The following is a 15185-nucleotide window of genomic DNA, read 5'->3' on the forward strand; positions in this document are numbered from 1 at the left end:
TTATATTATCCAATTTATAATATCTAAGTTTTAACTCATTAACTCTGTTAAATAACTACTAATTTTCCTATATAAAATGATGTAATATGTATTTTTAATTTGCTATGATTAAACATTATGAATCAGTAAAAATAAATAAATATATTAATTAAGTTACCACATTAAATGGAATTTATGTAAAACTTTAAGCTCTAAGTTATATCTACTTCTTACATTCTACAGTTGTAATTTAAGATTTAAACTTCTATCACTTTATCAAATCTGGAGTTTGATTCTTAGATAAGTATAGCTGTTTTTCTTCTATATCATTTATAAGAAAATAGCTGATTTACCAAGTATACTTATAAATACTTACTTTGATATTTGTCCTTTATTTCTATTTATTAAGAATAAATAATACGACAATAATATTAATAAAAAATCTATAATCTCATATTCTTAAAACTATATAACGCTAGTATTCACTGCAAACTGTTATTCGAACTCCCCCCAAGGAGTACTGCACTAAGTTCTTTCTGAACTCCGATTTCTTCTTAAGTTTCACTCACAAATTGATCCTTTATGCGACTCATAGAAAAATTACGACCTTATGACATCAGTTATACATTAAGTCCTTAAAAACTATCACTATAGGTTGAATCTAATTAATACTTCTTCATCACGTTAAATATCTTCCATATTTCTTCAATATTAAAATAAATTAAAAAAGAAAATTAAAGTTAATTTTCTTCTCTTTAACATAATCAAGAGCCCTTCTGATTATACATCTTTATTCATTAGTAAATCCTAGCTAGGTACAATAAATTACCATGGTGAATCTTTCCGACTTTTCACACACTGAATAACATTATCAACGTTCACGTGTAATCCTAATTTTTTCAAAAAATCTGAATATTCTGAGAGTAATTTCCTCATCCTTTCGATGACTTCCGCGCTAATTCCTGGCCAATCTAATCTTTCCGGCTTTACAGCCATAATGTAAACTTTTTGAGGTTCTCTTCCAGATTGTTTTGCTAGTGAAACTATCTGAATAGGCGAAAGCCTATGCGCATCAGATATTTCTACTCCTTGGATCTTATCCTTATTTATCTCGAACAGTCCATATTCTTCTTCCATTAACATAGTATCCAGGAAAATGACTATATCGCCTTTTTCTATGAAAGTAAGTGCATCAAATCCGTTAGCTGACGCATCATAGACGCCCATACACTCAGCAGTTATAGATCCTATTGCGTCATCTCCATAAAGTCTGTTTCCAAGACCTATAATCTTAACAGCCACTGATATTTCTCCTCCACTTTTTTCTCTAACATCATTACTGCATCTTCACTATAATCACCGTTATAGTATATTGCATAAACCTTATCAAACCCACCGAAAATCAAAAGCCCGTAGGCTACGTCCTCTAAGTAAAATCTACCATCAAGACCAGGCCTCACAAGTTCCAACATATACCAAGGATCCTTATTTTCCAGTATAAACTCTTTTTCGCTTATTCCCTCTGGAGCATATCTACTACTTCCTACAAGAAGTACTCTATCTGGGGAGAGTCTCTTAACTAACTCACTAGCGTAAACAGGATCTGTTTCGAGGTCAAGCACAAAGTCCTTATCTTTCCATTTATTATAAACTTCTTCAATTACCCTACCTGCTGGAGTTGCAAAGAAGGGGATAAAACCTATTACTATCCTAGTCATGAGTTTTTACCTCTAATCTTTCTGATAAGCTCTAAAAGGTCTTTAGCCTGATAATCCCTCAATAACTTTTCCTTATCAACTTGCGGTGTAGTAGATTTAATTTCGTAGATAGACTTCAGAGATTCTCGCATTACTGGTCTCTTAATTTCGTAAATCATAGAATCTTTTAGAGCATCAAGTTCCATGATAAATTCTATTATGGAATTCAGTCTCTTCATGGTTAACAGATCCTCGGAACTATTTCTCCTGTTGGCATTTCTAATATCTTTGCACCTCCAATCTCAGTCTTCACAACAACAAGATTCTTGTTCTCCTTATTCTTAGGTTCAATGACTTTTCCAATTACAGATGGTTCAAAACCGAGTTTTTTAAGTTTCTCCATAACCTCATTTTCCTTTGTTGAAGGAACAGAAAGAACCGCTACTCCCTCGTTAGCTAACACTAAAGGATCTAAACCTATAATGTCAGTAATGGATCTTACTTCTTCTGGAATAGGAATTTTACCCTCCTCTATGATTATCATCTTACCTGACAGCTGAGCCCATTCATTAAGTGTTGCAGCGAGCCCACCTCTAGTAGGATCTCTTGCTGCATGGATCTCTTTTCCGAATTCTTTAAACAGATCTAGCAAGCCTATCAGAGGTTTAACATCACTCTTAATACTAGTATCTATACCGTATTGTATTGCTGCTATAACTGCACCGTGAACGCCTATGGGCCCCGTAACTATTATTGAGTCACCATCCTCTATTTTGTCTACTATGGGATATTCTGCAATCCCTATTCCTACAGTATTTATTATTATTCCTCTCATTGACTCTGAGGGAACTACTTTAAAATCACCACCAACAAGAGGAATTTTTAATTCTTTCAAGAGCGACAACATATCCTCTATTATCTTATCAAGATCTGCCATAGGAAACCCCTCCCCTACCACAATAGAGTCCAGCATTGCAATAGGCCTAGCACCCATCATTATTAGATCGTTCAAGGTCCCAGATATTGATAAGGTTCCTATACTGCCCCCTGGGAAAAAGTAAGGATATACTGTGTGGGAATCAGTTGTAATAACAATGTTATTGTTAATTACTGCTCCATCATCTGGATAGTCAATACCCACACCACCTTCGGTTCTTTTAAGTTCTAAAGGCAGCTTTGAGAATATCAACCTTTGTAGCAAAAGTTGTGTGTCTTTTCCTCCATTCCCATGGTTTAATAAAATCTTATCTTCCATCACTTTTCACCCCTAAATCTTCAAGAATACTCTTCATACTCTCCAGATAACTTTTTACAGCTTCTTCAGGATCTTCTCCTAATAGCTGGGCCGTCTCCCTTATCTGATCGGAGATGAACTTAATGTTTTCCCAAACTTCTTCTTTTCTGAGCTTTGCTATTATAACTCCCGCATGAACCATTACGTAGTCCCCTATTTTAACATCATCAACTCCTATTGCTACCTTCTTCAATGTGTTTTGACCTAGATCTACCGTTGCTATAACATCGGAATCTATTGAAACAACTTTAGCTGGAACTGCCCAACACACATCACTTCACCTCTGAAATCGCATCCTTTATTCTCTCATAAGATCCGAATCTAGCCCAAACAGCACAAGCCCCTTCCATGGAAACCATACATGGTCCCCAGGGCCTTGCTGGTGTACAAGCTTTCATAAACAGAGGACAATCGGTAGGATAAGCTAGACCAAGTGTTACTTCATTACATTTACATCCTGGAGGTAAGTCGTAATCCCACGGCTTCTCTTTTATCCCTAACTGTGTTTTTGCATCATACTTTTTGAACTTTTCAGATAACGTTAAACCACTTTTTGGTATATTTCCTATTCCTCTCCAGATTGTGTCCACAACGTTAAATGCAACCTTTATATTCTCTAATGCAAAAATATTCCCCTTATAAGTAGCTACTCTCCTATATTCTAAATTTGTAAACTCAGCCTTACCTCTGTACAAATTATTTAGAATCACTAAAACCCCCGTCAAGATATCAATTGGTTCAAAGCCAGCTACCACAGCAGGAATACCATATTTTTTAGGGAAAAAGTCCCAGCTAATTGCACCAATTATTGTCGATACATGACCGGGACCGATAACTCCAGATACTGGAGTCCTTTTAGCTTCTTTATGAAGTTGAACCGCATATTCAGCTGCAGGAGCTGTAAGCTTCAGTGAGGAATAGAATAGTAAATTCTCTGGGACTTTCTCCTTAGTAAATAGTACAGCATAACTAGGAGCGGTAGTCTCAAAACCAATACCGAAAAATACGGAAGGTTTGCCGTCTTTTTTTGCCTCTTCGATCGCGTCTGCAAAGCTATAAACTATTCTAACGTCAGCACCAGATGCTTTTGCCGCAGCAAGACTTCCTATTTCCCCACTCTTATAGTGTTTAACTGTGGGTAGTTTAAAAACATCGCCAAAGGTATATACTCTGTACCCTTCCATTGCAAGTTTTATAACGTTCTCAATATCACTTGAAGGAGTAACACAAACAGGGCAGCCGGGACCCGGAATAAGCTCTACTTCGAGTGGCATAAGTGCACGAAGACCATAATGCGTAGTTGTCCACTCATGTGATCCACAGAAATTCATAATTTTTATTTTATCTAGTCCAAGCTTCTTGACTACTCTAGGAGCTAGCTTGCTTATCTCTTCGGATATTTTGTTAGCGAGAGCTGAATTTTCTCTAAATAAAATTTCAATCTGTTTAGGTAGATCCATTTAAATCTCCCCCTTCTGTTTTTATAATATTTGTATTATTTACTTGCCTTTGAGATTTGAAAAGACTAATTAGAAAGGAATTTAAAAAATCAGAGATTTCATCCATTTTAGCCTTTAACATCTGTATTTGTGTTGTAACTTCCTCATAATTTCCTCTTACATAAAAGCTTATCATATATCTTTTGAGCTCATCGTTTATCCTTGTTAATGAGATTTGCTCATATTTCTTTGAGTCAATTGGGTTCTTAGATATTGTAAACCCTCTTATATCCCAATCCCCCGATCTGACGAATTCAATCTCAAGGACTTTCTCGAAGCTTACTGACAATTCCGCATAGTCTACAGCACCTATCCCACTTTCTCTTAATGCCCTCACTAATTCACCAGAGGCTAATTGAAAATTACCGAAGTCGTTTGAAACAACTGTAAACGTTCTAGGCTGATAGAATATTTGACTGTAATTTTTCTTTGCAAAAGATCCTTCGCCGTCCACTGGAATATAAGCATATCCAGACATACCACTAATTTTTATCTCTGCAACAGAGTAGCCCAGGCCCACTAATCTACCTGCAAATGCATAAAGATCTGGATCACTAAACGTTCTTATCGTAAAGATCCCTGTAAATCCAGAAGCTGATATCTCACTCATGGATTATCACCTCATCACCTTTAACTTCCACGGTATACGTTTTTAGATTTTCTTTTGCGGGACCATCCACTACTTTGCCAGATTTCACATCAAAGACAGAACCGTGCCATGGGCATACAATCTTCCCATCTTCTGTGAGAAATCCGTCCTCTAAGTCTAAGTGATTATGCGTACAGAAAGCATCAAGTGCATAAAAATTATCCTTAAAATTTACAATTAGAACTGCTTTTCTTTCCCATGGTTTTCCGTCTGGAAAGTAAAATTCTACCATAGAATCCTTAGGTATTTCACTTTTTTTTATTACTAGCTCAGTCATGTATTACACACCGGAGTTATAACATGCTTTAGCTCCTTTCCAGTTCCTTTAATTTCGAAATGAGCAGCACAGACAAGACATGGATCAAAGCTTCTGATAGCCCTAAGGAAATCATATCCTATCCACTGTGATGGTGGGACTTCTTCCATAATTTTTGTATTTATCACAGAAAGCTCAAAAGCACCTATCGCTTTTCCGTTGTTACACCACGGCCCTTTACAATTATTATCTCTAGGTGAGACATTTTGCGTGGTCGGTGCCTGATATTGATAATTGCCTATTGAATAGTTCTGTACTACCATCCAATGTCTTACTGTTCCTCTTGGCACTTCGTACATACCTACTCCAAGAGAGAAAGTCGGCTGCTTCCAGGGTCTTGAAGTCTTTGGACTTGTTTGATTCTTCATAAAGAGTTCAAGTCCGTATTCAAGATTATCCCAACCAGCAAATATAGCAGCCGCCATATCGACAGCCCTTCCAAGTATTCTACTTAATGTAGTTGAATAATTGGGTACATCCCACTCAACTGTCCACTTCTGCATAGAGCCAGGTGCTTGAGAGCTTAACCACGCTGGAACCTCATTAATTGCCGGAAGCTCAATGTAAATTTTACCGTTCTTAACTATTGGACTGTTAGGATGGAAATGTGATACTGCATGTAATCTAGCCCATGGTCCCGTTTCATAAGACCACATTGTTCCGTCCTTCCACACAAGTCTAGGCTCAGCATCCCAACTGTACTTTTCCATAAAGTTAGGTGCAACTGGGTTTGGTATAGTGGTCTTATTCCATAAGTGATACATATAGTAAGGTGTTCCGTCTGACGCAGTAAGTCCCCAAGCTAACTTATTACCTGCAGGATCTGTTTCAGTTAACGGTGAAGTTGTCTTTGCCCAGTCAGAGTAGAAGGACGAGTTAACAAACTCTAGTGAGGATACATTAATATCAATAAAGCTCTTACTGATAAGTTCTCCGTTTCTTACCATTGTAGGCCTAAATACTGTTTGTGGACCTTCAGAAGCTTCTTGAGTGATTGAGTCTATATTCTGATATATTGTGGTATAATCATTACCAAGATTCGAGTAAAGTTCTGGACTCTCGTATCCATAACCAGTGATATAGGTAGGTTTTTCAAAAGTAAGTCCTTGTTTCTCATAATCACAGTTATTAATTAAGAAGTTCGCTAAATCCATCCATGAAGCAATAACTAATTTGGTCCATGCAGTTAGTGTAGTTAATCTATACATATATTGTAAAAATATTGATTCTCCAACTGACAAATCAGTTCCTATTCCGCCTGGTATAAGCATTGGTGGATGAGAGTGCCTTCCATATATAAGCACACCAGCTTCTCTTGCAAGTATTTGTGCCTTTACTGCATGAATCCATAACCATCCAGTGAAGGGATTAAGAGCTGTCATAATATCTGCAATTGTACTGAACCCGTGAATATCTGTATATTCAGCCTTGGTCTGCTTAGCTGTTTGCCAGCATGAGGGATAATAGTTCTGAAAAACTTGGGCTGAGAAGTCTGGTCCTTCTAAGACGTTTAAGATTATGCTATGATCGTAGATAGTATCAGTCATTACGTATGCCATATTTCTTAAAACAACACCTAAGGGGTAAGGCACTGCTCCGAGGGCCATGTCATTTGCTCTAGTAGATCCGTTAGCGTGGGCGGCACCACAGACACCACAAGACCTTGAAGTTATGTGTATAGCATCAGGAGGTTGTCTTCCCCTTAAGAATACTTCAAATCCCCTAAACATAGTTACATAAGTCCAAGCTTGGTCACTTACTACTTGTCTTGTATTTGGATCCACATATGCAGTCAGACCTAAATGGCCAGCTACTCTAGTTATAGGATCTATTACCATTTTTATAGGAGAGGACATATACATCACCTTATTAAATTTGGATCGAATAAAGAAAAAGAAAAAACATATATAACTTACACCTTTTTAATTCTATCTGCCAAAAGATCTACTATATGCTTTACTTGGGTGTTAGCATGATAGTAATTAACTGCAAAACTTATGCTTTCAATACATACTGGACATCCAGTCAGTACTTCAGACGCTTTAACCTTATTGATCTCATCTACCTTTAGCTTTCCCGCATTTATTAAAGGTACAATAGTTGAATCCAAGAACTTCTTTGATTTCTCATCAATAGTTATCCCTATAAGCTTAGCCATATCCTCGATCATCGTAGGCAATCCGCATCCACCACCTCCTCTACTACAACAAATACTATTCACACCATGACTAGGTAGCTCTTTAAAGTTCTTAGATAGAGCTCTCATTAGCACTCTTGGCGCTTCAAATACTCCACCTCTTCTTCCTAGCTGACAAGGATCATGCCATGTAATTAGTTCGTCCGTCGATTCAATTGTAAATCTTTTCATCTCGTACCACTTAGCCAATAGCTCCGTTACATGCACTACCTCGTATTTCGGTTTTATTTCGAATATCTCGTGCATCATGTATCTTAGAGCTGGATACTCAAATCCTCCAGAAGTAAGCATAACGTATTTCGGAGACATCTCGGTGAAGTAATCTAAAATCCTTTTCATTACTTCTGCTGCACCTTCCTTATCTCCAAGAATTAGTGCCAGTGGTGGTCTTATACCTAGTGGTTTTGACATGAAAGTCCAATCTACTTTAAGTGTATCTAATATCTTAGCTACTTTCACTAATACGTCAGGATATACTAGGGCTTCATAAATACTTGCATAAAACAGAACTTCGCTAGACTTCTTATCTAACGGTATATCTTTTCCTAATTGAGACTTCATCTTACTTATAAGCCCTTCCCATGCATCCCTAAAGGCTTTTACTTCCCAGTATTTTCCAGAGACTTCAAGTTGTTCTATCTCTTTGTAAATTGAGGGAACTAATCCAGCCTTAAAAGCAACTTGCCTTAGAAGATCAATAAGTGCTCCGCTGTCTATCCCCATAGGGCAAACGAACATACAAGCTCCGCAATTTGTACAGTGCCAAACATAATCCACCATGGTTTCCACTTCATCAAGTTTTAGATACTTCTTGCTTCCTCCTATTGCTCTACCTATTGTCCTTCCCCACACTGTAAACCTGTACCTATAGAGTTGCCTAGCTACTTCTGCTTTGTTAACTGGAGAGTACTTAAGAGATGTGGGTGTAAAAGGACAAGCTGCTTCACAAGCTTTACAATTTACACATGATTGGAGATAGTAAAGTATTGTTGAATCAATCTGATTATAAAATACATCATCTATAGCCTTCTTCAGTGCTTCCATATTAATTTGTTCAGTTATTACTTGGGTCATTTATTTCATCCCCCTCCTCATAATCATAAAGTACCATTCTCTTAACTTACCTAAGTAAAACTCAAACATATGAAAACCTCTGGTAAAGGGCAAAGTCGCTATTATAATTTCAGCAACCAAGATATGTGCTCCTAATAAGTTATCATACCAGTACACGTTATTAGGAATATGGGAAGTAGCTAAGAAGCCTAGAACTACGTCTACGAAAAGAAGTACAAAGAACCACCAGTCTCCAGCTCTTATACTGAGTCGTTCCACTACTACCGAAAATTTATGAGCTAAATATATTGCTAAAAATATTATTAGTAGATATGTTAGGTATTGGCCATTAAGTATTATTGTTAAAGGTCCCCAAATATCATGAACGAATGGATATGGTGTTGAGGTATAGGGAGTAGAGCCCCTAAAGAATGCTAATTGCCCATCAGCTGAGCTCTCTGGTATTGCTAGAGGGAACAATATTTGGTAAGGAGGAATGTAATAAGCCCAAAAGATCATATGTTGTGCAAGTAAAAATATGATAAGTATAAGGACTATATGCATAAGAAGACCTACAGCTGTCGTAGCTGGTTTTCTTTTTATCCCTACTTTGCTAGAATTGGCAAAGGTATTAAATAATTCTTTAATTTTCTCTCCTTGGGTTATTCCTCTTACTTGAGTAGTATAAACAATAAAGGGTTTATTGTAAGTTACAAAATATCTTGTTACGCGATAAGATGCACCAGCAAAGAAAATAAATATGGTTGGTATAAATAAGTCTAACGCTAATGGATATAGATTTAGTCCCACAGGATATAGACCAAATGGTATCTGCATACTACTTCGCCTTTTCCTTACTCTTAACAAGCATTTTCTTTTCTGCATAAGCCGCTAAAGCTCCTAGTGCTATTCCACCTGCTATTAAACCAGCTGTAGTGGTTACACTCGATGGGGTAGGGACTTGAAGAGGTTTATAAAATGGTTCATATAGATCTGAAAAACCAGGCATAGTACATCCTATACATACTGCACCAGTCCTTGTAGGTCCTCCTATGCCCCCAACCCAGCCATACTTGTTCCACGGACAATTTGATACAGGGCCTTTACATCCCACTTCAAATAAACAAGCAGCTGTAGGTTCACCCGGTTGGGTTCTGAATACCCCAGAAGCATACCAAGCCGCTCTAGGGCATTGTTCATGAACTGTATATCTGAAGAAATACATAGGTCTCCAATACTGATCAAGTTCTGGCAGAGGAGCTAATCCTCCTGCCCATAAAACTAGATTCGCGAGAGTCCTCATAATTCCATTACCGTTTGCCGGGCATCCTGGAACAGCAATCGCAGGTTTAACAGAGGCAGAAGAAGATGGAGTTACATCAAGATAAGCATTAGGATTCTTCACAAAGGTATAGAAAGGTTCTGCCCATTTAGAAGCATCTGGTTGAAGGTTATTACAGCACTGTTGTTTATAGATTTTTGTTAATAATCCTTCATACCCTCTAAGAGGGTCGTCAAAGAAGCCTACAGCACCCGTAGGAGATGGTGACCAAGTAGGAGTAATGAAGGATGGTGGGGGTTGATAAACCTTGTCTGATGGTATTCCGCCATAACTTGCACAGTTACCTACAGCTAGTACTGCAACAGCATTTTTTAGTAGCATTGCAGTCCACTCATTTAATGTTTTATCACCTAACATACCCCAATAACCAGGATTACTTGGATTATATTTTCTTGCAGTTGCCTCATCAGGAAAGCTTCCTTCTAAAACCAATACATAAGGGTTCAACTCTCCCCTAAATGCAGCCTCTAATATAGCTGTAGCTTGTTCTCCTTGCTGGGGCATGAGAGAAGGCCAAAATGAAATCTTGACACTTCCTGGTCCCACAAGAGGACTAGCTCCAAAAAGTACTTGAACTACATCAGGGTCTGTAGCTTGTATAATCGCAGTAGTATTTCCCTCACACGCTTGAGCTTCAAACCAGATTATATTAACATCACCATTTTTTATCATATCTACAGCTTTAGCCACAGCTTTGTCCCATTCAGGGGCTGCTATCATTGTTGCCGTAAGTGCCAATTTTATGAAATCTCGCCTCGATATTTTAAATGACATTTAGGATAATTTACGATTCTTGTTATTTTAAATATTTCTTAGATAAATGATACAAACAATCGTTAAATGATGTTATCCTCTTTCTTCAATAAGAACATGTATTAACTTTAAAGAGAAAACTAGTACGATCTAAAACAACAATATTTAAAATTTTACCGGTTAAAAATAGATTAATGGAAAAGATAATTGATCCCAATCTAAGAATAAAAGAACTACAACTACTAATAAATGCTGATAAAAAAAATCCATGGTATCATTTTGAACTAGCCCAATTATTAGAACTTACCGAGCCTCAAAAAGCATTAGAAGAATATAATTTATCTATTAAATTAGACCCTCACATAGAAGATTTTCATTACAAAAAAGCCTTGCTTTTACAAAGACTAGGTAAATTAGATGAGGCAATAAAGGCTTTAGAATGGGCTACAGTGATAGATTACCAACACGCTTTATTCTACTATTACGTTATAGGAAGTATGTTGGATGAAGAGGGCAGATTTGAAGAAGCTATAAAAGCTTATAAAAAGGCACTAATAAAAGATCCTAATAACGAATGGTTAATAGAAGCCATAGTCCTTGATTTACTAGAATTGGGTAGAAAAGAAGAGGCTTTACAATTTCTTGATGAAGCTATAACCAAGATAAAAAAAGAAGAGCTAGTTAACTTTAAAAGAGAAATTTTAAGGATAAAATGATAATATGACTAATAATTGGGAAATTTTACAAAATCACAAGTTAATAGAATAACCAACTGAAATTACTATTAATAATAAAGAAATATGATACTTAATTTCTTTCTAAGTTATTAAACACTTTCTCTAACAAAAAATAGCATAGAAATTTTCTCTTATATATTCCTAGACGTTTTTATTAAATCACCATTTGAAAAAGATAGGATACCTTATTTGTTCGCAATCTACAAAGAGTTTATAAGGAAGAATAAAATTAATTAATAAAAAATATTGTTAAATTATTTTAATTTAATTATGTTACTAATTCTTAATATTTAAATTAACTGTTAAGTAGCTTATTTTATACTGCAATATTTTTCGTCTTACGAGATTGAGTTATGAGGACTATAAACAAATAGCAGAATCATAAACAACATAGTGAATCTAATAGATTCTTCCTATATTACGCTATTGTATTTTAATTTAATTAATTATAGAATTATTGTGATAAAACTAAAATAATGAATAATTTTCAAACAAAGCAAAGTGAAAATCACTATTATAGAACAATATAAATTAAATATATTAAAAATCTAGATTATAAAAGCTCCCTTATTTTAGTTCCAAAATTACGAAAATAAATCCTTAGTTGATATCTTCTCATATATTATTCCGAGTTTTAATTCTATGATTGACCTGATAATTATCAACGCTTTTAAGCTAACGCCATATTAATGGGTTATGGGTAATAAAGTTTTCACATTTGGTAATATAAGAATCCGTGAGGTTAAGGGGAAGTATTATGTTTACTTAATAGAGAAGGATGAAAGAGGTCAGAGAAGGGATCATTACATTGGTCCCTTAGATAAGATCGTGGAGTTTTACCTTAGCATTGGGGGTGTGGGGGTATCCCCCACAGTGGACCGGCCGGGATTTGAACCCGGGACCTCTCGGTTGCAAGCCGAGCACTCTTCCAGGCTGAGCTACCGGCCCAATAAATTAGATTTAACTAAACGATTTAAAATTTTTGTTAAGCTTAACACATAAAGTATGCTAAATTACAATAGACCTAAATTGACTTGCTAGAGAACAATAAATAGTAAAGTTTTTCTTTCTTATTGACACTTACTGATTTAACTTCAATTTATAAGGGAATTGAATGAGGTAATGATTATACATTAAGACAAGGAAGAAAATATCTATTTAATTAATTTATATTTCTTAAAGGCTAAGAAAGGCTTGAAATGAAATTGAATACGTAAAGCCTAAGCTTAATTATATTATTATTATATAATGAAAATCAAATTTTACTGATTTTCATTTGATAAATAGAGTAAACTAATGATTTCTTCGATATTGCGGTGTTTTTTATACATAGTGGCTAAATGAGGGAAATTAAGCCAGCTTAATATTGAGGTAACATTGAGAGGATTTTCTTTAAAACTTGCAGAATCATAATCTATTATATAAACTCTATCAGCTTTAACTATCACATTTTTGTAAGGCCTGGCTAATTCTTTATGTTCTATCTTTTTATCTTCCAATTCTTTTGCTTTTCTAAGTAAGTCTATTATAATATCTATTTTCTCCTCTCTAGTTAAATGTCTTCCATCAATATATTCCATAAGTATAAAATTTCTACCGTAATCATATACTTTTGGGGCAACTGGGAATGCTTTTATCTGAATTTTAGCTTCTATCTCTAATGTTTCTTTAGGAGAATCACTTCTTCTGATCTTTATTACTTTATTGTTATCAAAAAGAACTACTATTCCGGTTTTTCCTTTCCCTATAACATTTACCTTACCTATATTTACTGATCCAAAAGAGTAAAGTTCCTTTATACCGTGTTCTATTAATTCTCTTTCAATATTTTCATCATATCTTGGATAAATGAAATCCCTTACTTTAACCAACTCGGTGTTTTCTTTAGAAATGAGTTTATCCAAGGGTCATCTACTTCCTCGGTAAGCCAATGTAATTCATAAGTAAACTTCTGCTTGAAGGATAAATTTCTTTTTATTATTTCCTCCACCGTATACTTTCTTCTCTTAATAGAATATAGCCTACCATCTTCACCAATCCATACATTCTCGTTTTCTTCTATGAAATCTTTTACGTTATGAAGATAAAAGTAAGGGCCCACATTTAGATAATACTCTCCAATACTCTTACTTTCCAATTGTATACCAATAGTTATATTCTCAGCATCCCCCCAAGCGGAGATATCAATAACCCTATAGCCTTCATGACTTATTAATGTTTTTAGCTTTTCCACATTTCTCCAGACTTGTCCCCATACTATATCTTCCACAGTACTTTCCTCAATTTTCACTTTTACGAGAAGAATGTCACCTTTTATTGCTTGCCTACCTGGTTTAGAGGGAAAAAAGAATTCTATGGAAGGCTTTTCAAGATAAATTTTTGAAGCTAAAGCAAAAGTTGCTAAGCTTTTTAATGATACAGCTGATGATGCATTTCTTTTAGGATCTACGGGATCAGGAATAATTAGGGGGGAATCAAATTCCTTCTTTGGTTTCACTAATTCTATTCTAACTGGTGGACGAAACTTTGATGCATTTCTAAGAACTTCTTTGAATGAACCATAATAGATTATTAAAAGCTCAGTAACATAACCAGAAAATCCTTTAACCTTGATCTCTGCCCCATATACTCCGATTCCTTTCAAAAATCTCTTTAATAGCCTTACTTCGTCTCTTCCCTTCTCATCTAAATGAGAAATTACATACTTAGTGTGAAATGGGGTTCTATCTGCCGCAGTAATTGCTTCCTCTCCAGACTCTATGCTTAAAGCTGGAACTACATCTATCTCAACATCATCAACATATACTATTAAATAAGGATGTTCGGCGTAAGCAATTTTATAGTTCAAATCACGTAATCTTTCTATTAATTCCTTTAAAGCCTTCTCTTTAAGATATTCTTTACCCACACTTTTAGGAAAAAATACGAAAATATCTATGTCAGTATCTCCTTTTAGCCATGTACCTTTCCTGAATGAACCCTCAATTTCTGCATTATAGCCCTTTAGTCTATCTAATATAATCTGAGCTTTTTCCCTTAACTTTTCTTCGTCTTCTTTGCTAGGTTTTACTCTCTTTAGGACTTCCTCCTCTATTGTCATTAGAGGTCACTTCTAATAATGGATCGTATATTGGCCCCTTAGGTGTTAAAGTACTCTTAAATAAAATTATCTTATTAACGACTATTTCTCCAAATTCTGTGTTCTGATACTCGTTAATAACATTAACTAAATTTATCATGTTTGAGGGACCTTTAACCCTGCCTATTGTTAAGTGAGGAGTAAATTCTTTTTCATCTTCTGGCCTAATACCTCGAGCTAATAACTCTTTTAACAAGTTACCTCTTATTGTCCTTAATTGCTGTAATCCTCCTTCAATTCCTATCCAGACTACTCTAGGTCTAGATAAATTAGGAAATGCACCAGCTCCTTTTAGCTTTATTTTGAAGGACTGAAAATCTATTCTAGCAACAGCTTCTTTTACTAGATCTAATTTATTTTCTTGAATTTCACCAATAAAAACAAGAGTTATATGTATGTTATATGGTTCAACAAGTTTTACATCAGCGCCAGTCCTTTTAACAGCTTCCATAAATTCAAGAACTTTAGGAAATTGAGGAATATCAACTGCTGTAAATAGCCTGATCAATTTTTATATCCCCATTAATGAG

Annotated in this window: 16 protein-coding genes, 1 tRNA gene and 1 pseudogene; 2 read left to right on the top strand and 16 right to left on the bottom strand. The window is 35.5% G+C overall.

Annotation, left to right across the window (positions count from 1 at the left end; genetic code table 11):
* Positions 1–804: 804 nt before the first annotated feature.
* Genes D1869_RS06435 through D1869_RS06490 form a run of 12 tightly spaced genes read right to left on the bottom strand, consistent with a single transcriptional unit; the run spans position 805 to position 10800 of the window.
* Positions 805–1281 (bottom strand): hydrogenase maturation protease, encoded by a 477-nt coding sequence (locus D1869_RS06435; RefSeq protein WP_156014416.1) that lies wholly within the window; start codon positions 1279–1281, stop codon positions 805–807.
* Complete coding sequence (locus tag D1869_RS06440; RefSeq protein WP_156014417.1) at positions 1263–1697, bottom strand: hypothetical protein; 435 nt, start codon at positions 1695–1697, stop codon at positions 1263–1265. Before D1869_RS06440 ends, D1869_RS06435 begins: the two co-directional genes overlap by 19 nt.
* Positions 1694–1915 carry a hypothetical protein gene (locus tag D1869_RS06445; RefSeq protein WP_231113767.1) on the bottom strand — a complete coding sequence of 74 codons (222 nt, stop codon included), beginning with the start codon at positions 1913–1915 and terminating at the stop codon, positions 1694–1696. The genes D1869_RS06440 and D1869_RS06445 overlap by 4 nt, the downstream gene beginning before the upstream one ends.
* Positions 1916–1917: 2 nt before the next feature.
* A complete protein-coding gene (gene hypE / locus D1869_RS06450; RefSeq protein ID WP_156014418.1) occupies positions 1918–2931 on the bottom strand; it encodes a hydrogenase expression/formation protein HypE in 1014 nt (337 codons plus the stop codon).
* Positions 2921–3241 carry a HypC/HybG/HupF family hydrogenase formation chaperone gene (locus D1869_RS06455; protein ID WP_156014419.1) on the bottom strand — a complete coding sequence of 107 codons (321 nt, stop codon included), beginning with the start codon at positions 3239–3241 and terminating at the stop codon, positions 2921–2923. The genes hypE and D1869_RS06455 overlap by 11 nt, the downstream gene beginning before the upstream one ends.
* Position 3242: 1 nt before the next feature.
* Positions 3243–4430 carry a hydrogenase formation protein HypD gene (gene hypD / locus D1869_RS06460; protein WP_156014420.1) on the bottom strand — a complete coding sequence of 396 codons (1188 nt, stop codon included), beginning with the start codon at positions 4428–4430 and terminating at the stop codon, positions 3243–3245.
* Positions 4417–5079 (bottom strand): hypothetical protein, encoded by a 663-nt coding sequence (locus D1869_RS06465; RefSeq protein ID WP_156014421.1) that lies wholly within the window; start codon positions 5077–5079, stop codon positions 4417–4419. Before D1869_RS06465 ends, hypD begins: the two co-directional genes overlap by 14 nt.
* Positions 5072–5395: a Rieske (2Fe-2S) protein gene (locus D1869_RS06470; RefSeq protein WP_156014422.1), complete on the bottom strand. Its 324-nt coding sequence runs from the start codon at positions 5393–5395 to the stop codon at positions 5072–5074. The genes D1869_RS06465 and D1869_RS06470 overlap by 8 nt, the downstream gene beginning before the upstream one ends.
* Entirely contained in the window at positions 5392–7290 is a 1899-nt protein-coding gene (locus D1869_RS06475) for a nickel-dependent hydrogenase large subunit (RefSeq protein ID WP_156014423.1), read from the bottom strand. The genes D1869_RS06470 and D1869_RS06475 overlap by 4 nt, the downstream gene beginning before the upstream one ends.
* A 56-nt stretch (positions 7291–7346) precedes the next feature.
* On the bottom strand, positions 7347–8705 hold the full coding sequence (locus tag D1869_RS06480) for a (Fe-S)-binding protein (protein WP_156014424.1): 1359 nt from the start codon (positions 8703–8705) through the stop codon (positions 7347–7349).
* Positions 8706–9521 (bottom strand): hypothetical protein, encoded by an 816-nt coding sequence (locus tag D1869_RS06485; RefSeq protein WP_156014425.1) that lies wholly within the window; start codon positions 9519–9521, stop codon positions 8706–8708.
* Position 9522: 1 nt separating this feature from the next.
* Positions 9523–10800 carry an NADH-quinone oxidoreductase subunit B family protein gene (locus D1869_RS06490; protein WP_156014426.1) on the bottom strand — a complete coding sequence of 426 codons (1278 nt, stop codon included), beginning with the start codon at positions 10798–10800 and terminating at the stop codon, positions 9523–9525.
* A 173-nt stretch (positions 10801–10973) separates the two neighbouring features.
* On the opposite strand from D1869_RS06490, the gene D1869_RS06495 reads away from it, so the two are divergent.
* Entirely contained in the window at positions 10974–11495 is a 522-nt protein-coding gene (locus D1869_RS06495; protein WP_156014427.1) for a tetratricopeptide repeat protein, read from the top strand.
* 717 nt (positions 11496–12212) lie between these two features.
* A pseudogene (locus D1869_RS06500) lies at positions 12213–12362 on the top strand (putative integrase); the annotation flags it as partial.
* 28 nt (positions 12363–12390) lie between these two features.
* Here D1869_RS06500 and D1869_RS06505 read toward each other — a convergent pair.
* From D1869_RS06505 to thpR, 4 genes are all read right to left on the bottom strand, one after another.
* Positions 12391–12464, bottom strand: a tRNA-Ala gene (locus D1869_RS06505).
* A 314-nt stretch (positions 12465–12778) separates the two neighbouring features.
* Positions 12779–13387: a serine/threonine protein kinase gene (locus D1869_RS06510; RefSeq protein ID WP_156015925.1), complete on the bottom strand. Its 609-nt coding sequence runs from the start codon at positions 13385–13387 to the stop codon at positions 12779–12781.
* A complete protein-coding gene (gene cca / locus D1869_RS06515; protein ID WP_156014428.1) occupies positions 13375–14616 on the bottom strand; it encodes a CCA tRNA nucleotidyltransferase in 1242 nt (413 codons plus the stop codon). The genes D1869_RS06510 and cca overlap by 13 nt, the downstream gene beginning before the upstream one ends.
* Positions 14576–15160, bottom strand: a complete 585-nt coding sequence (gene thpR / locus D1869_RS06520) for an RNA 2',3'-cyclic phosphodiesterase (protein WP_156015924.1) — start codon at positions 15158–15160, stop codon at positions 14576–14578. Before thpR ends, cca begins: the two co-directional genes overlap by 41 nt.
* Positions 15161–15185 lie beyond the last annotated feature (25 nt).

The sequence above is a fragment of the Sulfurisphaera ohwakuensis genome (assembly GCF_009729055.1).
Lineage (GTDB): Archaea > Thermoproteota > Thermoprotei_A > Sulfolobales > Sulfolobaceae > Sulfurisphaera > Sulfurisphaera ohwakuensis.